The organism is Allostreptomyces psammosilenae, from assembly GCF_013407765.1.
Classification (GTDB): Bacteria; Actinomycetota; Actinomycetes; order Streptomycetales; family Streptomycetaceae; genus Allostreptomyces; species Allostreptomyces psammosilenae.
The window spans coordinates 2,381,059-2,403,962 of sequence record NZ_JACBZD010000001.1 but is presented as its reverse complement, the minus strand read 5'-3'; the positions used below and the strand labels follow the sequence as shown (position 1 = coordinate 2,403,962).

The window sequence follows — 22,904 nt, the reverse complement described above, 5'->3', positions numbered from 1 at the left end:
GCGGCACCCTGCCGACACCCCGCGGCAACCATCGAGTAGGCCAGTGCTGAGGGCTTGTCACACCCGCCGATGTCAGCCCTGTCCCGTCAAACCGAGGAGCCGATCGATGCACCAGGTCACCCCCACCGGATGGGAGGCCCTCTTCGTCCACACGACCAGGGAGGGCGGCCAGCGCGTCATCTCGCGCACCGTGGAGTCCTGGGACGAGGAGGGCTACGCGCTCGTCGTCGAGGAGAAGGGCGGCCGGCTGCGCCGCGCCGTCAGCTACAGCAACTTCCACACCCTGCGCTCCCTGGCCGGCCGCCCCGGCACCTCGTCCGACGACGACCAGACGGCGACGCGGGCGCTGGGGGAGACGGTGCCGGTACCGGCACAGTGACGCCGCCCCCGCCCTCGGCCGCCGCCGGGGCAGCGCGGGCCGCCGCCCGGGCGGCACCGGCCGGCGGTCGGGGGCCGGGGCACTCTGTGCTGTTTGACACGCGTAGAGCCGGGTAGCGCGCCCCGCCGCACATGAGTACGCGTACTCATGTGCGGCTTTCCACGCCCCACGAAGCTGATGGCCATGATGGGAACCCAAGGTCAGACAGCGACGAGGACGACGACGGCGACCGGCTCGGCCGCTCCGCCGCGCTGGCCCGCCGTCGCGGCGGCGGTCGCCGTGTTCGCCCTCGGGGTGCTGGTGGCCGAGAGCGGCCGCCGCTCCGGCGGGATCATGCTGGTGCTGCCCTTCGTGCCGGCCGTCGTCGGCGGCGCGATGGCCTTCTACGCCCTCGCCCGGGTGCGTGGATGGCGGGCGCGCCAGCGTGGGCAGCTGCGCGTGCTGGCGGCCATCGCCATGCTCCAGGTCCCGGCGGTGGTCGGCTTCTACTCCTGGCTCACGTACTACCTCTACGGGGCCTGAGGGCGGCGGAACCGATGACCGACCGATACGACGACGACCGCCGTCCCCGCCCCGGACGACGCGCCCCCGCCACCGCCGACCGGATCTGGGCCGGCGCCTTCGCCGGCGCGGCGCTGGGCCTGGTCTACCTCTGGCTGCGCTCCCCGCTCGCCGACCCGACCAGCCCGCTGATGCTGCCGCTGCCCCTGCTGGCCGTCGGCGCCCTCGGCGCCGCTGGCATGGCCTGGCGGGCGGACGCCGTCTCGCCGGAGCGGCGGACCCTGCTGCTGGTCACCACCGCCCTGAGCGTGCTGGTGGTGCCGGTCCTGCTGCTCCTGCTGACCACCGTGCTGCTGGCCGGCGGGTGAGCGGCGGCGAGTGAGCGGCGTGGGCCGGCCCCGCGCCCCGGCGTGGGGCCCACCGGCCCCCACCGGCCCCACCGGCCCCCGCCGTTCGCCGGCTGTCGCCCGCCCGCCATAGGCTTGCGGCCCGTGGACGACCTCTTCACCGCCGCGGCGGACCGACGACAGGAGACCGAACCCGGGGCCGCCCCCCTCGCCGTGCGGATGCGCCCCCGCACCCTCGACGAGGTGGTGGGCCAACGGCACCTCCTCGGTGCGGGCTCGCCGCTGCGCCGCCTGGTAGCCGCCTCCACCGGCCGCGCCGCCACCTCCTCGGTGATCCTGTGGGGCCCGCCCGGCACCGGCAAGACCACCCTGGCAACCGTCGTCAGCCACGCCACCAACCGCCGCTTCGTGGAGCTGTCCGCGATCACCGCCGGCGTGAAGGAGGTCCGCGCCGTCATCGAGGGCGCGCGCCGCGCCTCCGGGGCACACGGCCAGGACACCGTGCTCTTCCTCGACGAGATCCACCGCTTCACCAAGGCCCAGCAGGACTCCCTGCTGCCCGCCGTGGAGAACCGCTGGGTCACCCTGATCGCCGCCACCACCGAGAACCCGCACTTCTCGGTGATCAGCCCGCTGCTCTCGCGCTCCCTGCTGCTCACCCTCGAACCCCTCACCGAGGACGACATCCGGCAGCTCGTCCGCCGCGCCGTCGCCGAGGAACGCGGACTCGCCGGCGAGATCCGGCTCAGCCCCGAGGCCGAGGACCACCTCGTGCGGGTCAGCGGGGGCGACGCCCGCCGCGCGCTGACCGCCCTGGAGGCCGGAGCCGGAGCCGTCCTCGCCGGGGAAGGGGGCGCCACGGGAGACGGCGCGGCCGATGGCGGCGCGATCGACGACGGCCCGCCCACCCTGGACGTGGAGACGCTCCAGGCGGCCGTCAACCAGGCCGCCGTGCGCTACGACCGCGACGGCGACCAGCACTACGACGTCGCCAGCGCGCTGATCAAGTCCATCCGGGGCAGCGACGTCGACGCCGCCTTGCACTACCTCGCCCGGATGATCGAGGCCGGCGAGGACCCCCGCTTCATCGCCCGACGGCTGATGATCTCCGCCAGCGAGGACATCGGCCTGGCCGACCCCACCGCCCTGACCACCGCCGTGGCCGCCGCCCAGGCCGTCGCCCTGATCGGCTTCCCCGAGGCCAGGATCACCCTCGCCCAGGCCGTCATCCACCTCGCCCTGGCCCCGAAGTCCAACGCCGCCATCATGGCCGTGGACGCCGCGCTCGCCGACGTGCGCAAGGGGCTCGCCGGCCCCGTCCCGCCCCACCTGCGCGACGCCCACTACAAGGGCGCCTCCTCGCTCGGCCACGGCCAGGGCTACCAGTACCCGCACGACCTGCCCGGAGGCATCGCCGCCCAGCAGTACGCCCCGGACGCCGTCCACGGCCGCCGCTACTACCGGCCCACCCGGCACGGCGCCGAGGCCCGCTACGCGGAGGTCGCCGAACGGGTCCGCGAACGCCTCGGCAAGCCCAGGGAGTGAGGACCCGCGACGGGCGGCGCCCCGGCGCCCCGGCGTCTCAGACCGCCGCGGGCGCCCGGCCGCCCATCTGCGGCACGGCCGACAGCAGCGAGCGGGTGTACTCGTGCTTCGGCGCGGCGAAGATCTCCTCCCGGGTACCCGACTCGACGATCTCCCCCCGGTACATCACCGCGATCCGCTCGCAGAAGTGCCGGACCACCGTCAGGTCGTGCGAGACGAACAGGTAGGAGACGCCCAGCTCCCTCCGCAGGTCCTGCAGCAGGTTCAGCACCTGCGCCTGCACCGAGACGTCCAGCGCGGACACCGGCTCGTCCGCCACGATCAGCTCCGGCTCCATCGCCAGCGCCCGTGCGATGCCGATCCGCTGCCGCTGCCCGCCGGAGAACTCGTGCGGGTAGCGGTGCAGGTGCGCCGGCTCCAGCCCGACCAGCTCCAGCAGCTCCCGCACCCGCGCCCGCCGCTCCCTCGCCGTGGCCCGCGTGTGGATCTCCAGCGGCGCGGCGACGATCTCCTCCACCGTGCGGCGCGGGTTCAGTGAGGAGTACGGATCCTGGAAGACGATCTGGATCCGCCGGGCCAGCGCCATCCGCCGGGCGTGCGGGGCGGTGGTGAGCTCCTCGCCGTCGAACCGCACCGATCCCGAGGTCGCCCGTTCCAGACCCACCAGCACCCGGGAGGTCGTCGTCTTGCCCGATCCGGACTCCCCGACCAGGCCGAAGGACTCCCCGCGGGCGATCTCGAACGACACGTTCCGCACCGCCCGCACCTTCTCCACCGTCCGCCGCAGGATCGCCGAACGCACCGGGAAGTCCACGCAGAGACCCCGTACGCTCAGCAGTGCCGAGCCCTCCGGCGCGGCCACGGCCGGCGCCGAGACCGCCTCCGCGGCCGCGGGGGAAGCCGTCTCCACCGGCCCCGGCGCGCTGCTCTCCGCGGCGGCCTGCCCCCCGTCCCGGCCCGCCACCGCCTCGCCGTCGGCGTCGTCGTCGCCACCCAGGAAGTCCGCCACCGTCAGCAGCCGCGACCCGGGGGGCGTGCGCAGCGTCGGCACCGAGGCGATCAGCGCCCTGGTGTAGGGGTGCCGCGGCGCGCGCAGCACCTCGGCGGTCGGCCCCTCCTCCACCTTCCGCCCCCGGTACATCACCAGCGTGCGGTCCGTCGTCTCGGCGATCACCCCGAAGTCGTGCGTCACCAGGATCACCGACAGCCCCATGTCCGCCTGGAGGTCCTTGAGGATCCGCAGCACCTGCGCCTGGATGGTCACGTCCAGCGCGGTGGTGGGCTCGTCCGCGATGACCACCTCCGGCTCGTTCATCAGCGCCATCGCGATCATCACCCGCTGCCGCATGCCCCCGGAGAACTGGTGCGGGAAGTCCCGCGCCCGCCGCCCCGGCTCCGGGATGCCCACCCGGTCCAGCATCTCCACCGCCCGGCGCCGCGCCCGGCCCCGCTCCGCGCGCGGATGGTGCAACCGGTACATCTCCTCCAGCTGCGCCCCCACCCGGTGGTACGGGCTCAGCGCGGCCAACGCGTCCTGGAACACCATCGACATCCGCCCGCCCCGCACCCGCCGCATCTCCTCCTCCCCGGCCGCCAGCAGATCCAGACCGCCCAGCCGGGCGCTGCCGGTGACCGTGGTGCGCCCCGGGTCGTGCAGGCCCATCAACGCCAGACCGGTGGCGGACTTCCCCGACCCGGACTCGCCCACGATCCCCAGCACCTCACCCCGCCGCAGCTCGAAGTCCAGCCCCCACACGGCCCGCACCGGGGCGTGCTCCGTGGCGAAGGTGATCTCCAGGTCCCGCACGCTCAGCACGACGGGGGAGGCGGCGGCGGGGGCGCCCGCCGAGGCGTCGGTGGTGGCGTTCATCGATGGCTCCTTCTCAGGCTCCGGGAGGAGGTCCGCGACGGCGGCGGGGGAGGGGCGGGGCGGCGGGTCAGGCGGCGGCGCCGGTGACGCTCAGTTCAGCCGCACCCGCGGATCCAGGTAGGCGATCACCAGGTCGGCGACGGCCACGAACAGCACGACGACGAAGGCCGCCAGCATCACCGTGCCCACCACCGTCGGCAGGTCGTTCTGGGTGATCGCGTCCAGCGACAACTGCCCGATGCCGTTCACCCCGAACACCGTCTCGGTGATCACCGCCCCGCCCAGCAGCGTGCCGACCTCCAGGCAGATCAGCTGCACCAGCGGCGCCGCGGCACCGCGCGAGGTGTACCGCAGGTGGTTGCGCCACCACCCCAGGCCCTTGCTGCGCCCGGTGCGCACGTACTCCTCGCCCATCGTCTCCAGCATCTGGGAGCGGGCGATGCGGGCGTAGACGGCGGCCTGGACGAAGCCGAGGACCAGCCAGGGCAGCAGCAGCCCGCGCAGCCACTCCAGCGGATCCTCCGTCAGCGGGGTGTACCCCGGGGTGGGGAAGAGCCCGGTCTGGTAGACCAGGTAGTACTGCAGCACGTAGCCGAGGAAGTAGATCTGCACGCTGGCGCCGACCAGGGTGAACATCGACAGGAACCGGTCGCTCAGGCTCCCGCGGCGCAGCGCGCTGACGAACCCCGAGGTGACGCCCAGCGCCACCACGACGGCCAGCGCGCCGGCGGCCAGCGAGAGGGTGGCCGGGAAGCGGCCGACGATGGCGTCGAGCACCGGCTGGTGCAGGTAGTACGAGTAGCCGAGGCACGGCGCCGAGCAGTCGATCATGCTGCCGTCCACGTCCCGGATCTCCCGACCCAGCACGATGCCGCGCATGTACTCCAGGTACTGCGTCGCGATCGGCTGGTCCAGGCCCATGCTGTGCCGCAGGGCATCGATCCTGGTCGGGTCGCAGGTCGGGCCGCACGCCTGCCGGGCCGGGTCGCGGGGCGCGGCGTAGAACAGGCCGAAGGTGACGACGCTGATGGCCAGCAGCACCACGACCATCTGGACGAGGCGCCGGGCGAGATACGCGAGCATGGGACGGGAACCTCCGGGCGCGCCGGGCGCGGCGCCGGCCCTGGCGGGACTCGGGCGGGCGCCGCACCCGGTGGGGTGGTTGCGTGGCGGTGGAGCGGTGGCGGTGGCCCCGGAGGGTCACTCGGCGACGTAGACCCCGTTGAGCGCGTTGAGGCCGTGCACCGGGTCCAGGCGCACGTTGCCCAGTCCGGATCCGTGCAGCTGGTTGTAGGCGTTGTAGACGTAGGGGATCAGCGGCACGTCCGCCATGACCTCCCGCTCCAGCGCGTACAGGGCCGCGCTCTTCTCGTCCGGGTCGGACAGCGCGGAGATCCGGTCGATCTCGGCGTTGACCTCCTCGTCGTCGTAGAAGGCGTGGTTGAGGTCGCCGGGCTGCCGGCCGTCCAGGATCACCGGCAGGACGGTGGAGGGGGTGGGCCAGTCGGCGCCCCAGCCGCCCCAGTACAGGTCGTACTCGTTGTCGGGGTCGGCGATGACGTCGTAGTAGTTGGTGGAGTCGACGGCGGTGGCCACCACCTCGATGCCGGAGGCCTCGTAGCCGGCCACCAGGGCCTGGGCGATCTGCTGCCAGCGGTCGGTGTTGGGGTAGGCGTAGGTGATCCGCAGGTTCTCCCGGCCGGCCTCGGCGAGGAGCTCGGCCACCCTGGCCGGGTCACCGGCCGGGTCCGCCTCGAACAGGTCGTACTCCTGGAAGCCGTACAGCGTGGGCGAGGTGATGGTGGAGGCGAACTCGCCGACCATCGGACCGCCCTCCACCTGGCGGATCTGCTCCCGGGGCAGGCCGTACAGCAGCGCCTCGCGCACCGTCCGGTCGGTGATCCGCCGGGTGTTGATGTAGAAGTAGTCGACGTACGGCGACAGGCCCTGGTTGAGCACCTGGTCCCGGTTCGGCATGGCGTCGACCTGGTCGATGAGCTCCGGCGAGAGCACGCTGGTGACCGTCATGGACCCCGGCTCCTCCAGGATCCGCTGGTTGATGTTGAGCGACTCCAGGCCGAACTGCCACTCGTAGCGGTCCGCGAACTGGTAGCGGGCCGGATCCGTCTCCGGCACCCAGTACTCGTTGCGCTCCATCACCAGGGTGGAGTTGAACTCACGCTCGGTGATCTTGTAGGGGCCGTTGGAGAACGGGTGCACGTCGTAGTCCGCGCCGGTGTCCTTGTCCTCGCGGACCGGCGTGGCCGTCGGCATCGCGGCCGCGAACGGCACGTCCGCCTGCGGCTCGGCGAAGTGGAAGACCACCGTCTTGTCGTCCGGCGTCTCGATGGCGTCCAGCTCGCCGTCGCGCGGGCCGCCGTACGCCTGCTGCGCCTCGGTGAAGCTCGAGGTTCCGGTCAGCCACTGCTGGAAGTACGGCGGCCCCACCTCCATGCCCTCCCCGAAGGAGCGCTCGATGCCGTACTTGACGTCGGCTGAGGTGACCGGCTGGCCGTCCTCCCAGTTCACGTCGTCCTTGAGGGTGAAGGTCCAGGTGCGGCCGCCGTCGGAGGGCGTACCGGTGTCCGTGGCGAGGTCACCGACCAGCACGGTGGAGCCGTCGATCTGGGTGTAGGTGGTCAGCTGCCGGGAGAACAGCTTGGCCACCGTCGACTCGGAGTTGACGTAGATCTTCTGCGGGTCCAGGTGGGCGTGGTCGTCCTGGTCGTACACCTTGATGGTGCCGCCCGAGCGGGCTCCCTCGACCTCCGGGGCCGGGCCCCGGCTCTCCTCGGCGGTGCCGATCCGGAAGTTCTGCTGCTCGACCGGTTCGGGCGCGGTCGAGGACGGCGCCGCGGAGGTGCCCGGCTCCGTGTTGCCGCCGCCCGAGGTGCACCCGGCGACGACGGCCACGGCGGCGACGGCCGCCACCGCGCGGCCCAGTCTGCGATGGTTCACAGCGGTTCCTCCTGATCTGGTCGCCCGGGCCGAGGCGAACGAACCCGAGACATGGGTAGGGCGGGGCCGGCCCGCGCGACGACGGGCCGGGCCCTGGCAGGGGACAGGCGTGGGAGGGGAGCGGTGCGGGCAGTGGTCGGCGGGCGGCGGGGCAGCCGGGGAGCCGGGCAGCCGGGTAGCCGGGTCGGGGAGCGGGGGAGCGCGGGCGCCTGGGCGTCGGGGCGGCGTGCGGTCAGGGCCCGGTCAGCGTCCGGTCCGTGGGTCCAGCGCGTCCCGCACGGCGTCACCGAGCAGGTTGAACGCCAGCACGAACACCAGGATCGTCACGCCCGGCCAGAACATGTACGTCGGAACCGAGTAGAACAACTGCGCCCCGCGATTGATCATCCGGCCCCAGTCAGGAATGGGTTCGAGGATTCCCACACCGAGAAACGACAGCGCCGCCTCGGTGGTGACGTAGGCCGGAACCGCCAGGGTCACGTGAATGATGATCGGCGCCCAGAGATTCGGCAGGAGCTCCCGGAAAATGATTCTGGTGCGACTCGCGCCCATCGCCCGCGCCGCCTGGACGAATTCCCTCTCCCGCAGCGAGCGCACCAGGGTGCGCAGCAACAGCGCGAGGGTGACCCAGCCGAACGCCGCGAGCACCAGGATCAACGTGCCGAACTGCACCAGGGCGGATTTCTCCTCGCCGGGTTCGACCAGCCGCGAGTCGATCACCGGCGTCATCGCGATGAACAGCAGCAGGGTCGGGAACGCCAGCAGCGTGTTGGACACCAGGACGAACAGCCGGTCCGACAGGCCGCTGAGGTACCCCACCGTCACCCCCACCACCATCCCGATCACGGTGGTCAGCAGCACCGCGGCGAACGCGATCACCAGCGAGGTGCGCATGCCGTACAGCAGCTGCGTGAACACGTCCCGCCCCAGCCCCGGCTCCAGGCCGAACCAGAACTCGCCGCTGACGCCCCCGTTGGGCAGCACCGGGGCGCCCGTCGGGGTCAGCAGCCCCGGGATCCGCTGCCCGTAGTGGGTGTTCGGATCCTTGCCGTACAGCCGGGCGATCAGCGGGGCGCCGAACGAGACGAGCAGGAAGAACAGCACCACCCCGAGGGAGAACATCCCCACCCGGTCCCGCCGGAAGCGGCGCAGCGCCAGGGCGCCCGGGGACAGGCCCGCCGCCGCAACCCCCGCCCCGCCCGGCCGGCCGTCGACGGCCACGGTCGCGGCGCCCGCGGTCGCGGCGGCCACGGCACCGGCCGCCGCCGTACCGGCGGCCGGGCCCGAATCAATTCCCTTGCTCATCGGCAGTCACTTCCGCTTCGGTGGGCGGTAGCAGCGGGACACGCCGGGGTTACCGGCGCTTGCGGCGAATTTCCTGCCTCGCGGGCCCGCCGGCAATGGGCTCGAGAATGTCGAGACGAAGTTGTGACCAGTGGTTCGAGAGTATTGCGGGGGACTGGTCCGATTTGAGAGAAGTTCCGTCATTCCGTGTTCACGGGGCGGCAACAGGGAAGCAATCGGCCCATTCGCCGCCCCTTCCCCCCGGCCGCCGTCCGCCCCCCTCGTGATCACAATCCTCCCCACGTCCGCGCGGGGCGCCACCACGTCCGCGCACGGCCGCCACGCGAATCCCCTGCCCGGCGGCCCCCTCCCGCCCGGCACGACCGTGCGTAGGCTTCCCTGGCGGGCGGAGGCGGAACACCGGCCACCGCCCGCCGGGATCCGTTTCCGGCCGGCGCGCGCCGCCCGGAAAACCCCTTGCGCCGCACCGCCCCGCGGAGCGCCCCGCCGGCGGACGCCCCGCCCCCGGGGAGGGGGTATGCTGACTCGCGAAGGGCGCACAGACGCCGGGCTCGTCACCGGAGCATTCTCCGGACCGTCGAGTTCCGCTTCGCGCTGCCCTTCGACCGAGGACCGCTCCCGCCGCGCCACGCTCTTCGCCCGAGCCGACACGCCCGCGGGACCCTCCGACTCATGGGTGCGGCTGGCCCGTGCCGCGGCACGGGTTTCCCGAGTCGGACCAGCGATGCCCCGGCACCGAAGCAAGCCACACCAGTACCGGAAGGTTCCCGTTCACGTGAACAACTCGCGTCCCAAGGTCCGGCTGTCCCGCGCTCTGGGCATCCCGCTGACCCCGAAGTCCGTCAAGTACTTCGAGGCCCGCCCCTACCCGCCCGGCCAGCACGGCCGCGGGCGCAAGCAGAGCAGCGACTACAAGGTCCGCCTGCTCGAGAAGCAGCGCCTGCGCGCCCAGTACGACCTCAGCGAGACCCAGCTCAGCCGCGCCTTCGACCGCGCCCGCAAGGCCGAGACCAAGACCGGTGAGGCCCTGATCGTCGAGCTCGAGCGCCGCCTCGACGCCCTGGTCATGCGCGCCGGCTTCGCCCGCACCATCTACCAGGCCCGCCAGATGGTCGTCCACGGCCACATCGAGGTCAACGGCCAGAAGGTCGACAAGCCCTCCTACAACGTGCGCATCGGCGACGTCGTGATGGTCCGCGAGCGCAGCCGCAACAAGCCGCTGTTCCACGTCGTCCGCGAGGGCGGCTTCGCCGGCGAGGGCCAGACCCCCAAGTACCTCCAGGTCAACCTCAAGGCCCTCGCCTTCCGCCTGGAGCGCGAGCCCCAGCGCCGCGAGGTCCCGGTGGTCTGCGACGAGCAGCTCGTCGTCGAGTACTACTCCCGCTGATCCACGGGTGACGATCCCGGGCCGCGCGGCCACCCCGCGCGGCCCGGGATCACGCTTTCTCCCCCCACCCCGCCACCCGGCCGGGAGCCCCGACCCCAACACGCGCCGGCCACGCCCCTCCCGCCAGGCCGGGACGGCCGGGAAGCACACCCCGCGCGCGATAGGGTTCACTCGGAACGTCAAGCACACCGCCCGGGCCCAGCGCCCCCGCACCCGCGGAGCCGCCACACCCGCGCCGCCCCGACCGCGACAGCGGCCGACGGCCGGGCGGACCCCGTTCCCGGCCACCACCGGCCCGCGGCCGACACCCGCCCCAGCGCGACCGGCCCACGGCGACCCGCGGACGGCCGAGGCGTTCCACCCCTCGCCCTCCCCGCCGAGGCGCGAGGCACCACAACCGACGAACGAGGGAGCGCACAACGTGTCCGGTGGAGAGGTGGCCGGCCTGATCGTGGCCGTCTTCTGGGCGGTACTGGTCGCCTTCATGGCCCTGGTACTCGTCAGACTGGCCCGCGTCCTCGCCGAGGCCACGCGCCTCGTGGCCGGCATCACCGACAAGACCGTCCCCCTGCTGGACGAGGTGACCGAGACCGTCCGCACCACCCAGGCCCAACTCGAGCGCGTCGACACCATCACCGGCCACGTGCAGAACGTCACCGCCAACGCCTCCGCGCTCTCCACCACCGTCGCCTCCACGGTCAGCGGGCCCCTCGTCCGGGTCGCCGCCTTCGGCTACGCCGTGCGCGCCGCCGTCGCCCGCCGCCGGCAGAGCGAACTCGTCCGCGCCAGCCGCGCCGGACTCCGCCCCGCGCGCCGCCGCGCCACCGGACGCGACTAGGGGGACGGGACCACCATGCGCCGCCTGTTCTGGATCGCCGTCGGTGCCGGCACCGCCGTCTACGTCGTCAACCGGCTGAACCGCACCGTGCGCCGCCTCCAGCCCGACCACGTCGCCCGCAGCATCGGCGGCTCGCTCACCGACCTCGCCGACTCGCTCCGCGACCTCGTCGACGAGGTACGCGCCGAAGCCGCCGTCCGCGAAGCCGAACTCGTCCAGGCCCTCGGCCTGGACACCGACCCCGCCGGCGGCCCCGCCCCCGGCAGCACCACGACCACCCACCACGCAGCAATGCCCGCGCCCCGCACGGGCCCGACGCGCGCGCCGCGCCGGAACCACCCCACCGGACGCGCCACGCACCACGGGAAGGACCACCACTGATGGAGTCGGCAGAGATCCGCCGCCGCTGGCTGCGCTTCTTCGAGGAGCGCGACCACACCGTCGTGCCCTCGGCGTCCCTCGTCGCCGACGACCCGACGCTGCTGCTCGTCAACGCCGGCATGGTGCCCTTCAAGCCGTACTTCCTCGGCGAGGCCACCCCGCCCTACAAGCGGGCCACCAGCGTGCAGAAGTGCGTGCGCACCCTCGACATCGAAGAGGTCGGCAAGACCACCCGCCACGGATCCTTCTTCCAGATGTGCGGGAACTTCTCCTTCGGCGACTACTTCAAGGAAGGGGCCATCCCGCTCGCCTGGGAGCTCCTCACCAAGTCCGTCTCCGACGGCGGCTTCGGCCTCGACGAGTCCCGGCTGTGGGTCACCGTCTACCAGGACGACGACGAGGCCGAGGAGATCTGGCGCACCAAGGTCGGCGTCCCCGCCGACCGCATCCAGCGCCTCGGCAAGGCCGACAACTTCTGGTCCATGGGCGTCCCCGGCCCCTGCGGCCCCTGCTCCGAGATCAACTACGACCGCGGCCCCGCCTTCGGCGAAGCCGGCGGCCCGGCCGTCAACGGCGAGCGCTACCTGGAGATCTGGAACCTGGTCTTCATGCAGTACGAGCGCGGCGCCGGCACCGGCAAGGACGACTTCGAGATCGTCGGCGACCTCCCCGCCCGCAACATCGACACCGGCCTCGGCCTCGAACGGCTCGCCGCGCTCCTCCAGGGCGTCGACAACCTCTACGAGATCGACACCACCCGGATGATCCTCGGCCGCGCCGCCGAGCTCACCGGCCACCGCTACGGCGCCGACCACAAGTCCGACGTCTCCCTGCGCGTCGTCGCCGACCACATCCGCACCGCCGTCATGCTCATCGGCGACGGCGTCACCCCCGGCAACGAGGGCCGCGGCTACGTGCTGCGCCGCATGATGCGCCGCGCCATCCGCAACATGCGCCTGCTCGGCGCCACCGAGCCGGTCAGCCACGAGCTGGTGAACACCACCATCGAGGCCATGGGCCCGCAGTACCCCGAGCTGATCACCGACCGCGGCCGCATCGAGACCGTCGCCGCCGCCGAGGAAGGCTCCTTCCTGCAGACCCTGCGCACCGGCACCACCATCCTGGACACCGCCGTCGCCGACACCCGCCGCCGCGGCGGCACCGTCCTCGGCGGCGACGCCGCCTTCCAGCTCCACGACACCTACGGCTTCCCCATCGACCTCACCCTGGAGATGGCCGCCGAGCAGGGGCTCACCGTCGACGAGGACGGCTTCCGCCGCCTGATGAAGGAGCAGCGCGAGCGCGCCAAGGCCGACGCCCGCGCCAAGAAGACCGGCCACGCCGACCTCAGCGCCTACCGGCACATCGCCGACTCCTCCGGCACCACCGACTTCACCGGCTACCACGACACCGCCGGCGAGGCCACCGTGCTCGGCCTCCTCGTCGACGGCCTCTCCGCGCCCGCCGCGCACGAGGGCGACGACGTCGAGATCGTCCTGGACCGCACCCCCTTCTACGCCGAGGGCGGCGGCCAGCTCGCCGACCAGGGCCGGATCACCTTCTCCTCCGGCGCCGCCGTCGACGTCCGCGACGTGCAGACCCCGGTGCCCGGCGTCATCGTGCACAAGGGCACCGTGCTGGTCGGCGAGATCACCGTCGGCGCCACCGCCTGGGCGCAGATCGACACCGACCGCCGTCGCTCCATCGCCCGCGCCCACAGCGCCACCCACCTCACCCACCAGGCGCTGCGCGACGCCCTCGGCCCCACCGCCGCCCAGGCCGGCTCCGAGAACGCCCCCGGCCGCTTCCGCTTCGACTTCGGCTCGCCCACCGCCGTCCCCGGCTCCGTGCTCACCGACGTCGAACAGAAGATCAACGAGGTCCTCGCCCGCGAACTCGACGTCCAGGCCGAGGTCATGACCATGGACGAGGCGCGCAAGCAGGGCGCCATCGCCATGTTCGGCGAGAAGTACGGCGACCGGGTCCGCGTCGTCACCATCGGCGACTACTCCAAGGAGCTGTGCGGCGGCACCCACGTGCACAACACCGCCCAGCTCGGCCTGGTCAAGCTGCTCGGCGAGTCCTCCATCGGCGCCGGCGTGCGCCGCGTCGAGGCCCTCGTCGGCGTGGACGCCTACAAGTTCCTCGCCCGCGAGCACACCGTCGTCTCCCAGCTCACCGAGGTCGTCAAGGGCCGACCCGAGGAGCTCCCGGAGCGCGTCGCCGGCATCGTCAGCCGGCTGCGCGAGGCCGAGAAGGAGATCGAGCGGTTCCGCGCCGAGCGCGTCCTGCAGGCCGCCGGCGGGCTCGCCGCCGACGCCGCGGACGTCGCCGGCGTCGCGCTGGTCGCCGCCCGCATCCCCGACGGCACCACCGCCGACGACCTGCGCCGCCTGGTGCTGGACGTGCGCGGACGGATCACCGGCGGCCGCCCGGCCGTCATCGCCCTGTTCACCGTCACCGGCGGGCGCCCGCTCGTCGTCGCGGCCACCAACGAGGCCGCGCGGGAGCGCGGCGTCAAGGCCGGTGAGCTGGTGCGGACCGCCGCCAAGACGCTCGGCGGCGGGGGCGGCGGCAAGGACGACGTCGCCCAGGGCGGCGGCAGCAACCCGGACGCGGTCGCGGACGCCGTGGCCGCCGTCGAGCGGCTGGTCCGCGAGCGCGTCGCCTGACCCACCGGAGCCGCCCGCGCCGGGCCCGTCCGCGCCACGACCGCGCGGACGGACCGCCCACAGCGGACAGCACCACAGCGGACAGCACCACACCCGGCCGGGCCGCCACGGCCCGGCCGGAGGCCGCACCGCCCCGCGCCGGCGGACCGCCCGCCGCCGCCGCGGCGGCGGACGCCGGCCGCATCCCTCCGGCCGCACCCCCCGGCTGGCCGCGGGGACGCGGCCCCTCCCCACCACCACGGCAGCCGCCCGCCCCGCCGGCAGCCGCCGCACCGACCGAGGAACCACACCCCATGCGCCGAGGCATCCGCATCGCCGTCGACGTGGGTGACGTCCGCGTCGGAGTCGCCGCCTGCGACCCCGACGGACTGCTCGCCACCCCCGTCGACACGCTGCCCGCCGGCCAGGACGACCGGCGGCGCATCGCCGAGCTCGTCGCCGAACGGCAGGCCGTCGAGGTCGTCGTCGGCCTGCCCCGCTCGCTCAGCGGCGCGGAGGGGCCCGCCGCGGCCAAGGCCCGAGCCTACGCCGCCGCCCTCGCACCCCTGGTCGCGCCCGTCCCGGTGCGACTCGTCGACGAGCGGATGTCCACCATCACCGCCACCCGCGGCCTCCAGGCGTCCGGCGTGCGGGCCAAGAAGGGCCGCAAGGTGGTCGATCAGGCCGCCGCCGTCGTCATCCTGCAGAGCGCCCTGGAGACCGAACGCACCTCCGGCAGGGCCCCCGGCGAGGTGGTGCCGGTGCCGCCCGCCGCCGAACCGGAGAACGGCGCCCGGGACTAGGCGCGGCCCGGCTCCGGCCGGACCCGGTCCGCGGGCCGTCCGGCGGCCCGGTTGTCCGGCTCGGTTCGCGAGGGTGCCACCGGGTGCGGCGCGCCACCGGACGGGAGTGGGCCGGCACCGCTACGGCACCGGCCAACACCGGACGAATCGGGCGCCCGACAGGCCGCCGATCCGCCGATGATGCGCGGCGGAGCCGCCCGCGAACCGATCACCGGGCCGGCGGTGCGGTACTGTCGCCGTCGAGGTCCGGACCGGTCATGATCACTTAAGCCGGCTCGGGCAACCGCCGGTCGTCACGGAACTCCCCGTCCGGGGAACCGCCCAGCAGAACGGCCGGGCGCCCCGGGGCACCGACCGCCCCGGGAAGTGACACCGACGAAGGCTCCTTGCAAGGGGACTCATGAGCGAGCGAAGCGAGCGAAGCGTGGGCAAGAGCGCCTTCCTCCCTCCCTGCCCGCCCACGGGCCGGGGGCACCACCCGGCCGCCGGGCCGGCCAACAGCGGCCCGCGACGTGGCCACGAGCGGACCGAGGGGGACGCATGAGCGAGCTCGGGCTGGCCACCGAACCGTCGCCGCACGGACGCCGGGCGGACCGCCGGAAGAACAACCGGCGCCGCAAGAAGAAGAAACGCGGTGGCGGCTGCGCCGTCTTCGTCGCCCTCGTCGTCGTGCTCGGCGGTGTCGGCGCGGGCGGCTGGTGGGGCTACACCATGCTGCGCGACCGGTTCGCCGCCAACGAGCCCCCCGCCGACTTCACCGGTGAGGGCACCGGCGAGGTCGCCGTGGAGGTACCCGAGGGCGCAGGTGCCACCCAGATCGCCGCACTGCTCCTCGACGCCGGTGTCATCGCCTCCCAGCAGGCCTTCATCAACGAGGCCTACGCGCGACCCGACGACGCCGCCCGGATCCAGCCCGGCGTCTACCCGATGCGGCAGGAGATGTCCGCCCAGGCGGCCATGGACCTGATGATCGACCCGGCCAACGCCAACCGGCTCACCGTGCCGGAGGGCATGCGCGCCACCGCCGTCTACGCCCTCATCGACGGCAAACTGGAACTCGCCGAGGGCACCACCGAGCAGGTTGCCGAGGAGGCCGACCTCGGCCTGCCGGAATGGGCCGAGGGCAACGTCGAGGGCTTCCTCTTCCCCTCCACCTACAACGTCGGCGAGGACACCACGCCCGAGCAACTGCTCACCGAGATGGTCGACCAGGCCGAGCAGCAGTTCGAGGCCCTCGGCCTGGTGGACCAGGCCGAGGAGCTCGGTTACACCCCGCACGAACTGCTGACCATCGCCAGCCTGGTCCAGGCCGAGGGCAAGACCTCCGAGGACTTCGGGAAGGTCGCCCGGGTCATCTACAACCGGCTCCTGCCGGACAACACGGAGACCAACGGCTACCTGGAGTTCGACTCCACGTACAACTACGCGATGAACCAGAGCACCCTCAACCTGGATCCCGAGGTGCTCCGGAACACCGACCACGAGTACAACACCTACTACTACACCGGCCTGCCGCCCGGCCCGATCTCCAACCCCGGCGCCCCCGCCATAGAAGCGGCGCTCAACCCCACTCCGGGTGACTGGTACTACTTCGTCTCGGTGACCGAGGACGACACCCGGTTCAGCGAGACGTACGAGGAGCACCAGCAGCACGTCCAGGAGTTCAACGCCAACCAGGAAGGGGGCGACGAATGACGGAGGAACGACGCGCCGCCGTCCTCGGATCCCCCATCTCCCACTCGCTCTCCCCGGTGCTGCACCGGGCCGCGTACGCCGAGATGGGGCTGGACAACTGGCGCTACGACCCCTACGAGGTGGACGAGCCGGCGCTGCCGGGCTTCCTGGCCTCGCTCCACCTGGAGGAAGAGGGCTGGGCCGGGCTCTCCCTCACCATGCCGCTGAAGCGGGCGATCATCCCGCTGCTGGACGGCGTGGGGGAGACGGCCCGGGAGGCGGACGCGGTCAACACCGTGGTGTTCACGCCGGACGGGCGGCGGGTCGGCGACAACACCGACGTGCCCGGGATCGTGGAGGCGCTGCGCGAGCGCGGGGTGACGGAGGTGGAGTCGGCCGCGGTGCTGGGCGCCGGGGCCACCGCCTCCTCCGCGCTGGCCGCCCTCGCCAGGATCTGCCGCGGACCCGTCACCGCTTATGTGCGCTCCGCGGAACGGGCGGCCCAGCTGCGCGCGGTCGGGGAGCGGGTCGGGCTGGAGGTGCGGCCGGCGGACTGGGAACGGGCACGGGAGGCCTTCGGCTCGGCGCTGGTGGTGTCCACGACCCCGGAGGGGGTCAGCGACCCGCTGGCGGAGTTCGTGCCCGACTCGCCCGGCGTGCTCTTCGACGTGCTGTACCAGCCGTGGCCGACGGCGCTGGCGGCGGCGTGGAGCGGGAAGGGCGGCACCGTGGTCGGCGGGCTGGACCTGCTGGTGCACCAGGCGGTGCTGCAGGTCGAGATGATGACCGGGCGGCCCGCGCCGCTCGCCGTGATGCGCGAGGCGGGCGAGCGGGCGCTCGCGGAACGCACCCGCTGAGGGCGGGGCGCTGAGGGATCGGCGCCCCGCCTGGGATTGGTGCCCCGCCTGGGCTTGGTGCGTGTTTGGGTTGGGCGTCTGCTTGGGTTGGGCGTCTGCTTGGGTTGGGCGTCTGCTTGGGTTGGGCGTCTGCTTGGGCTCGGCGTCTGCTTGGGCCCGGCGTCTGCTCGGGCTCGGCATCTGCTCGGGCTCGGCGTCTGCTTGGGCTCGGCGCGGGCGGCAGGGCAAGCCCGCCGCCCCCTGCCGAGCCAGCCCTGCCGAGCCAGCCCCCGCCAAGCCCGCCCTCGGATGGGGCGGGCTTGGCGGGGGCTGACTTTGGTGTTTGTGGTTCCCCCGCCCCCCGCCCCCACCCACCCCGCCCGGCCGGCCCCACTCCCTCGTGCGCAGCGCTGCCCTCGGCAGGCGCCGGCCCCCTACCCGCCTCCCCTGTCCCTCCCTGCCTCCGCGCATCCCCTTGCGGGCCCAGCGCTTGCCCTCACCCCAGCGCTTGCCCTCACCCGGGCCCTTGTCCCTGTCCCGGCGCCTGTCCCCAACCCGCCCTCGTCCTCACCCTGGCCGGGCCCGGTCCCCCCGCGGCCCCCTGCCGTCCCTCTGCGCTTCCCTCCTGTTTCCCGGCGTGCTTCGGGGTGGCGCGGTCACGGTGTTCCGCGCTGGTCGGCCCCTGCGTGCGTGGTCTACGGCGCGAGGGTCCACAGGTGGACGCCCGCCACCAGTGCCGTGCCGACGAGCATGGCGGGCCCGAGTGGGAGCCTGGTCGGGCCGCGCATGGACGGTACGGTCAGCCGCCCGCGCGCCAGCGCGGCAGCGCCCTGGCAGGCGGCCAGCAGCGCCGTGGCCGCGCAGCCGGCCACCACGGCCGGCCAGCCGAACCAGCCGAGCAGTGCCCCGGTGGACGGCGCGAGTTTCACGTCTCCCCATCCCACGTGCCCGGTCAGCGCTCCCGGTAGGTGCCACAGCGCGAGGGCGAGCGCCCCCGCGCCGGCCCCCAGCGCGGCCTCGGGGCCGGCGCGGCCGGCGGCGGCGCCCAGCAGCAGGGCCACGCCGGTGCCGGCGCGGGCCGTCCAGCGGTCCGGGAGGCGGTGTTCCCGCACGTCGGCGCGGGCCAGCGGGAGGCCGCACAGGAGCAGCCAGCCGAGGGCGGCGAGGCCGCCCCAGAAGAGGCTCGGGTCGTGGTCGGTGAGGTCCGTGGTCGCGTTCATGGTTCGACGGTAGGGAAGATGCGGAATTGCTGACGGGAGTTATCCACAGGCCGCGAGAAAAGGCATATCGTCGTTCTTTTCCGCAGGTCAGCGCGGCCCGGTGCGCGCCCCCCGTTTCCGCGCGCGCTGTCCGCACAGCGGACGCGGCACCGCCGCCCACCCCGCCACATGCGAAGATCTAGGCGGGCCACATCACACCACCACAGCACGGACGAGCACGGACCGGGCGCGGCCGCACGGCGTCGCGCGGCGCGGACCGTGGCACCTAAGGAGCACCGTTGGGTAACTTGCGCTGGCTGACCGCGGGCGAGTCGCACGGCCCCGCACTGGTCGCGACGCTGGAAGGGCTGCCCGCCGGCGTGCCCGTCACCACCGAGGCGGTGGCCGACGAACTGGCCCGCCGCCGCCTCGGCTACGGGCGCGGCGCGCGCATGAAGTTCGAGCGGGACGAGGTGACCTTCCTCGGCGGCGTGCGCCACGGCCGCACCCTGGGCAGCCCGGTCGCGGTGATGGTCGGCAACACCGAGTGGCCCAAGTGGCAGCAGGTCATGGCGGCCGACCCGGTGGATCCGGAGATCCTCGCCGGTCTGGCCCGCAACGAGCCGCTGACCCGGCCCCGCCCCGGCCACGCCGACCTCGCCGGCATGCAGAAGTACGGCTTCGACGAGGCCCGTCCGGTGCTGGAGCGGGCCAGCGCCCGGGAGACGGCCGCGCGGGTGGCCCTCGGCGCCGTGGCGCGCTCCTTCCTGAAGGAGACCGCGGGCATCGAGATCGTCAGCCACGTCGTCGAACTGGCCTCCGCCAAGGCCCCGTACGGCGTCGTCCCGACCCCCGCCGACGTGGCCCGGCTCGACGCCGACCCGGTGCGCTGCCTGGACCCGGAGGCCAGCGCCGCGATGGTGGAGGAGATCGACCGCGCCCACAAGGACGGCGACACCCTCGGCGGTGTCGTGGAGGTCGTCGCCCACGGCATGGTCCCGGGCCTGGGCAGCCACGTGCACTGGGACCGCCGGCTCGACGCCCGCCTCGCCGGCGCCCTCATGGGCATCCAGGCCATCAAGGGCGTCGAACTCGGCGACGGCTTCGAACTGGCCCGGGTGCCCGGCTCGCAGGCGCACGACGAGATCGAGCCGACCGCGGACGGCATCCGCCGCCGCAGCGGCCGCTCCGGCGGGACGGAGGGCGGCCTGAGCACCGGTGAACTGCTGCGGGTGCGCGCCGCCATGAAGCCGATCGCCACCGTCCCGCGCGCCCTGGCCACGGTGGACGTGCGCACCGGCGAGCCGGCCCAGGCCCACCACCAGCGTTCCGACGTCTGCGCCGTCCCGGCGGCCGGCATCGTCGCCGAGGCCATGGTGGCGCTCGTCCTCGCCGACGCGGTCGTGGAGAAGTTCGGCGGCGACTCCGTCGCCGAGACCCGCCGCAACGTCCGCGGCTACCTCGACAACCTGGCGGTCCGGTGACGCCCGCGACCTCCCCGTCCGGCGGCCCGCCCGTCCTGGTGCTGGTCGGCCCGCCCGGGTCCGGCAAGTCCACCGTGGGGCGGATCCTGGCGGCCCGGTACGGCGTGCCGTTCCGGGACACCGACGCCGACGTCGAGGCCCGCGCCGGCAAGCCGATCCCGGACATCTTCGTCGACGAGGGCGAGCCGCACTTCCGCGCCCTGGAGCACGAGGCGGTCGCCGAGGCCCTGGCCGGCCACCACGGGGTGCTGGCCCTGGGCGGCGGCGCGGTGCTCGACCCGGCCACCCGCCGGCTGCTGGCCGCCCACCGGGTGGTGTTCCTCGACGTCGGCGTGCACGACGCGGTCCGCCGGGTCGGCCTGGACGCCCCCCGCCCCCTGCTGGTCGGCAACCCCCGGGCGCGCTGGCGCGAGCTGATGGAGCAGCGCCGCCCGCTGTACACGGAGGTCGCCCGGGCGGTCGTGCTCACCGACGACCGCACCCCCGACCAGGTCGCCGACGCCGTCCACGAGCACTTCGCGAAGGAGTTGTCACAGCAGTGACCGCGAACCCGGAATCCTCCACCATCCGCGTCCCGGTCGGCGGTTCGGCCGGGCACCCTCCGTACGAGGTGCTGGTGGGCTCGGGCCTGCTCGGCGAGCTGCCCGGACTCATCGGCGAGCGGGTCAAGCGGGTCGCCGTCATCCACCCGGAGGCGCTGCGCCCCACCGGTGACGCCGTGCGCGAGGACCTCGCCGCGGCCGGCTACGAGGCGATCGCCATCGAGGTGCCCAACGCCGAGCAGGCCAAGGACAGCGCGGTGGCGGCGTACTGCTGGTCGGTGCTGGGGCAGTCGGGCTTCACCCGGGACGACGTGGTCGTGGGTGTCGGCGGCGGCGCCACCACGGACCTGGCCGGCTTCGTCGCGGCCACCTGGCTGCGCGGGGTGCGGTGGATCGCCGTGCCCACCACCGTGCTGGGCATGGTCGACGCGGCCGTCGGCGGCAAGACCGGCATCAACACCGCCGAGGGCAAGAACCTCGTGGGCGCCTTCCACCCGCCGGCCGGCGTCCTGGCCGACCTGGGCGCGCTGGAGGCGCTGCCGCGGCACGACTACGTCAGCGGCCTGGCCGAGGTGATCAAGGCGGGCTTCATCGCCGATCCGCGCATCCTGGAGCTGGTCGAGGAGGACCCCGAGGCGGCCTGCACGCCGGCCGGCCCGCACACCCGTGAGCTGCTGGAGCGGGCGATCCGGGTGAAGGCCGACGTGGTCTCGGAGGACCTGAAGGAGGCCGGGCGCCGGGAGATGCTCAACTACGGCCACACGCTCGGCCACGCCATCGAGAAGAACGAGCGCTACACCTGGCGGCACGGGGCGGCGGTGAGCGTCGGCATGGTGTTCGCCGCCGAGCTGGCCCGGGTCGCCGGGCGGCTCGACGACGCCACCGCGGACCGGCACCGCAGCGTGCTGGCCTCGGTGGGCCTGCCGCTGGGGTACCGGGGCGACGCGTGGCCGAGGCTGCTGGAGACCATGCGGGTCGACAAGAAGTCCCGGGGCGACCTGCTGCGCTTCGTCGTGCTGGACGGCCTGGCCCGCCCGGCGATCCTGGAGGGCCCGGACCCGGCGATGCTGGTGGCCGCCTACAGCGAGGTCGCCAAGGCCTGAGCCGGCTCAGCCGGCCGGCAGCGGGAGTTCGCCGGCGGCCAGCCGGTCCAGCACCATCAGCGAGGCCGGCGCGCACGCCGGCGGACTCGCCGGGTCCGCCCACACGAGTTCCTCGACCTCCCGCCCGGGGGCGGGTTCGCCGGCGGCGACCGGCCCGGTGAAGCAGGTCATCCGCACCTGCTGTCCGGGCCGGCCGTGCGCGGGGGCGGTCAGGGTGAAGGCCTCGCGCAGCCCGTCCGGGTCGAGCAGCACCCCGAGTTCCTCCCGCACCTCGCGCCGCACGGCCTCGACGGGCGACTCGTCCGGTTCGAGCTTGCCGCCGGGCAGGTAGAAGGCGTCCCGGCCGCGGGTGCGGACCAGCAGCAGCCGGCCGTCGCGCACGTGCAGCCAGTTGGCCGTGCGCACGGCCGGCGGCGCCCCCCACTTGGCCGGCGGGGGCGTCCAGCCGGCGATCAGCTCCAGCAGCGCGTCCGGCGAGGTGACCCGGGCGAGGGTGTCGCGGTACGCGGGGCGGATGAATCCGGCGTCCACCATGCCGTCCAGCATGCCGGCGAGCGGCGTCCAGAAGCCGTCGACGTCGTACAGCGCCACCGGCTTGGCGTGGTAGCCGAGCTGCTGCCAGGTCCACGCCTCGAACAGCTCCTCCAGGGTGCCGGCGCCGCCGGGCAGCGCCACGAAGGCGTCGCCCAGCTCGGCCATCCGCGCCTTGCGCTCGTGCATGGTCTCCACCACGTGCAGCGCGCTCAGCCCGCGGTGCGCGACCTCGCGGTCCACCAGGGCCCGGGGCATCACCCCGATGACCTCGCCGCCGGCGGCCAGCGCCGCGTCGGCGACCGCCCCCATCAGCCCCACGTGGCCGCCGCCGTACACCACGCCCACGCCCGCCCCGGCGAGGTGGCGGCCGAGTTCCGTGGCTGCCGCGCGGAAGGCCGGTGCCCGGCCATCGGCCGAGCCGGTGAAGACGGTGACGCGCACGACGGGGAACCTCCGGTGTGGCTGGGGACGGGACGCGGGCCCGTGGGAGGGGCCGGGACGCCGCCGGGGCGGCCGGCGCCCCGGGCATTGTGCCGCATGGGCGGACGGTGGCCTCGGCGGCGGTGT

At 74.0% G+C, this 22,904-nt stretch carries 20 protein-coding genes; 14 read left to right on the top strand and 6 right to left on the bottom strand.

What is annotated here, in order from left to right; all coding sequences use genetic code 11:
• Positions 1 to 106: 106 nt before the first annotated feature.
• The 4 genes from FHU37_RS09780 (at position 107) to FHU37_RS09765 (ending at position 2,772) form a co-directional block, all read left to right on the top strand.
• Positions 107 to 379, top strand: a complete 273-nt coding sequence (locus FHU37_RS09780; protein WP_179813832.1) for a hypothetical protein — start codon at positions 107 to 109, stop codon at positions 377 to 379.
• A 183-nt stretch (positions 380 to 562) separates the two neighbouring features.
• Entirely contained in the window at positions 563 to 901 is a 339-nt protein-coding gene (locus tag FHU37_RS09775; protein WP_179813831.1) for a hypothetical protein, read from the top strand.
• Between the two features lie 14 nt (positions 902 to 915).
• Positions 916 to 1,248 (top strand): hypothetical protein, encoded by a 333-nt coding sequence (locus FHU37_RS09770; protein WP_179813830.1) that lies wholly within the window; start codon positions 916 to 918, stop codon positions 1,246 to 1,248.
• Positions 1,249 to 1,371: 123 nt separating this feature from the next.
• Positions 1,372 to 2,772 carry a replication-associated recombination protein A gene (locus FHU37_RS09765; protein WP_179813829.1) on the top strand — a complete coding sequence of 467 codons (1,401 nt, stop codon included), beginning with the start codon at positions 1,372 to 1,374 and terminating at the stop codon, positions 2,770 to 2,772.
• Positions 2,773 to 2,809: 37 nt separating this feature from the next.
• Here FHU37_RS09765 and FHU37_RS09760 read toward each other — a convergent pair whose 3' ends face one another.
• The 4 genes from FHU37_RS09760 to FHU37_RS09745 all read right to left on the bottom strand — a co-directional run bounded on the left by FHU37_RS09760 (position 2,810) and on the right by FHU37_RS09745 (position 8,905).
• Positions 2,810 to 4,642 carry a dipeptide ABC transporter ATP-binding protein gene (locus FHU37_RS09760; RefSeq protein ID WP_179813828.1) on the bottom strand — a complete coding sequence of 611 codons (1,833 nt, stop codon included), beginning with the start codon at positions 4,640 to 4,642 and terminating at the stop codon, positions 2,810 to 2,812.
• Positions 4,643 to 4,732: 90 nt separating this feature from the next.
• On the bottom strand, positions 4,733 to 5,725 hold the full coding sequence (locus FHU37_RS09755; protein WP_179813827.1) for an ABC transporter permease: 993 nt from the start codon (positions 5,723 to 5,725) through the stop codon (positions 4,733 to 4,735).
• Between the two features lie 117 nt (positions 5,726 to 5,842).
• A complete protein-coding gene (locus FHU37_RS09750) occupies positions 5,843 to 7,600 on the bottom strand; it encodes an ABC transporter substrate-binding protein (RefSeq protein WP_179813826.1) in 1,758 nt (585 codons plus the stop codon).
• 243 nt (positions 7,601 to 7,843) lie between these two features.
• Positions 7,844 to 8,905 carry an ABC transporter permease gene (locus tag FHU37_RS09745; RefSeq protein WP_179813825.1) on the bottom strand — a complete coding sequence of 354 codons (1,062 nt, stop codon included), beginning with the start codon at positions 8,903 to 8,905 and terminating at the stop codon, positions 7,844 to 7,846.
• Positions 8,906 to 9,680: 775 nt separating this feature from the next.
• Here FHU37_RS09745 and rpsD point away from each other — a divergent pair.
• The 7 genes from rpsD to FHU37_RS09710 all read left to right on the top strand — a co-directional run bounded on the left by rpsD (position 9,681) and on the right by FHU37_RS09710 (position 17,496).
• Positions 9,681 to 10,292 (top strand): 30S ribosomal protein S4, encoded by a 612-nt coding sequence (gene rpsD, locus FHU37_RS09740; RefSeq protein ID WP_446680293.1) that lies wholly within the window; start codon positions 9,681 to 9,683, stop codon positions 10,290 to 10,292.
• Positions 10,293 to 10,713: 421 nt separating this feature from the next.
• Complete coding sequence (locus FHU37_RS09735) at positions 10,714 to 11,130, top strand: DUF948 domain-containing protein (RefSeq protein ID WP_179813823.1); 417 nt, start codon at positions 10,714 to 10,716, stop codon at positions 11,128 to 11,130.
• Between the two features lie 15 nt (positions 11,131 to 11,145).
• On the top strand, positions 11,146 to 11,511 hold the full coding sequence (locus tag FHU37_RS09730) for a DUF6167 family protein (protein WP_179813822.1): 366 nt from the start codon (positions 11,146 to 11,148) through the stop codon (positions 11,509 to 11,511).
• The gene (alaS, locus tag FHU37_RS09725; RefSeq protein ID WP_179813821.1) at positions 11,511 to 14,183 is read left to right on the top strand and encodes an alanine--tRNA ligase; all 2,673 of its coding nucleotides are present in this window, start codon (positions 11,511 to 11,513) and stop codon (positions 14,181 to 14,183) included. Before FHU37_RS09730 ends, alaS begins: the two co-directional genes overlap by 1 nt.
• Positions 14,184 to 14,476: 293 nt before the next feature.
• Positions 14,477 to 14,965, top strand: a complete 489-nt coding sequence (gene ruvX / locus FHU37_RS09720) for a Holliday junction resolvase RuvX (RefSeq protein ID WP_179813820.1) — start codon at positions 14,477 to 14,479, stop codon at positions 14,963 to 14,965.
• 540 nt (positions 14,966 to 15,505) lie between these two features.
• Complete coding sequence (gene mltG / locus FHU37_RS09715) at positions 15,506 to 16,660, top strand: endolytic transglycosylase MltG (protein ID WP_179813819.1); 1,155 nt, start codon at positions 15,506 to 15,508, stop codon at positions 16,658 to 16,660.
• Complete coding sequence (locus FHU37_RS09710; RefSeq protein ID WP_179813818.1) at positions 16,657 to 17,496, top strand: shikimate dehydrogenase; 840 nt, start codon at positions 16,657 to 16,659, stop codon at positions 17,494 to 17,496. Before mltG ends, FHU37_RS09710 begins: the two co-directional genes overlap by 4 nt.
• Before the next feature lie 674 nt (positions 17,497 to 18,170).
• On the opposite strand, the gene FHU37_RS09705 is transcribed toward FHU37_RS09710, so the two are convergent.
• Positions 18,171 to 18,695 (bottom strand): prepilin peptidase, encoded by a 525-nt coding sequence (locus tag FHU37_RS09705; RefSeq protein WP_179813817.1) that lies wholly within the window; start codon positions 18,693 to 18,695, stop codon positions 18,171 to 18,173.
• 278 nt (positions 18,696 to 18,973) lie between these two features.
• On the opposite strand from FHU37_RS09705, the gene aroC reads away from it, so the two are divergent.
• The 3 genes from aroC to aroB are packed head-to-tail and all read left to right on the top strand — an operon-like array spanning position 18,974 to position 21,803.
• Positions 18,974 to 20,158 (top strand): chorismate synthase, encoded by a 1,185-nt coding sequence (aroC, locus tag FHU37_RS09700; RefSeq protein ID WP_179813816.1) that lies wholly within the window; start codon positions 18,974 to 18,976, stop codon positions 20,156 to 20,158.
• Positions 20,155 to 20,700, top strand: coding sequence for a shikimate kinase (locus FHU37_RS09695; protein ID WP_179813815.1), 546 nt, complete (start codon positions 20,155 to 20,157; stop codon positions 20,698 to 20,700). Before aroC ends, FHU37_RS09695 begins: the two co-directional genes overlap by 4 nt.
• Positions 20,697 to 21,803 carry a 3-dehydroquinate synthase gene (gene aroB / locus FHU37_RS09690; RefSeq protein ID WP_179813814.1) on the top strand — a complete coding sequence of 369 codons (1,107 nt, stop codon included), beginning with the start codon at positions 20,697 to 20,699 and terminating at the stop codon, positions 21,801 to 21,803. The genes FHU37_RS09695 and aroB overlap by 4 nt, the downstream gene beginning before the upstream one ends.
• 6 nt (positions 21,804 to 21,809) lie before the next feature.
• On the opposite strand, the gene FHU37_RS27950 is transcribed toward aroB, so the two are convergent.
• On the bottom strand, positions 21,810 to 22,778 hold the full coding sequence (locus FHU37_RS27950; protein ID WP_179813813.1) for a TIGR00730 family Rossman fold protein: 969 nt from the start codon (positions 22,776 to 22,778) through the stop codon (positions 21,810 to 21,812).
• Positions 22,779 to 22,904 lie beyond the last annotated feature (126 nt).

Coding starts and splice junctions, on each gene's coding strand:
- FHU37_RS09780 (WP_179813832.1), top strand. CDS start 107: ATGCACCAGGTCACCCCCACCGGATGGGAGGCCCTCTTCGTCCACACG.
- FHU37_RS09775 (WP_179813831.1), top strand. CDS start 563: ATGATGGGAACCCAAGGTCAGACAGCGACGAGGACGACGACGGCGACC.
- FHU37_RS09770 (WP_179813830.1), top strand. CDS start 916: ATGACCGACCGATACGACGACGACCGCCGTCCCCGCCCCGGACGACGC.
- FHU37_RS09760 (WP_179813828.1), bottom strand. CDS start 4,642: ATGAACGCCACCACCGACGCCTCGGCGGGCGCCCCCGCCGCCGCCTCC.
- FHU37_RS09755 (WP_179813827.1), bottom strand. CDS start 5,725: ATGCTCGCGTATCTCGCCCGGCGCCTCGTCCAGATGGTCGTGGTGCTG.
- FHU37_RS09745 (WP_179813825.1), bottom strand. CDS start 8,905: ATGAGCAAGGGAATTGATTCGGGCCCGGCCGCCGGTACGGCGGCGGCC.
- FHU37_RS09730 (WP_179813822.1), top strand. CDS start 11,146: ATGCGCCGCCTGTTCTGGATCGCCGTCGGTGCCGGCACCGCCGTCTAC.
- alaS (WP_179813821.1), top strand. CDS start 11,511: ATGGAGTCGGCAGAGATCCGCCGCCGCTGGCTGCGCTTCTTCGAGGAG.
- ruvX (WP_179813820.1), top strand. CDS start 14,477: ATGCGCCGAGGCATCCGCATCGCCGTCGACGTGGGTGACGTCCGCGTC.
- mltG (WP_179813819.1), top strand. CDS start 15,506: ATGAGCGAGCTCGGGCTGGCCACCGAACCGTCGCCGCACGGACGCCGG.
- FHU37_RS09710 (WP_179813818.1), top strand. CDS start 16,657: ATGACGGAGGAACGACGCGCCGCCGTCCTCGGATCCCCCATCTCCCAC.
- FHU37_RS09705 (WP_179813817.1), bottom strand. CDS start 18,695: ATGAACGCGACCACGGACCTCACCGACCACGACCCGAGCCTCTTCTGG.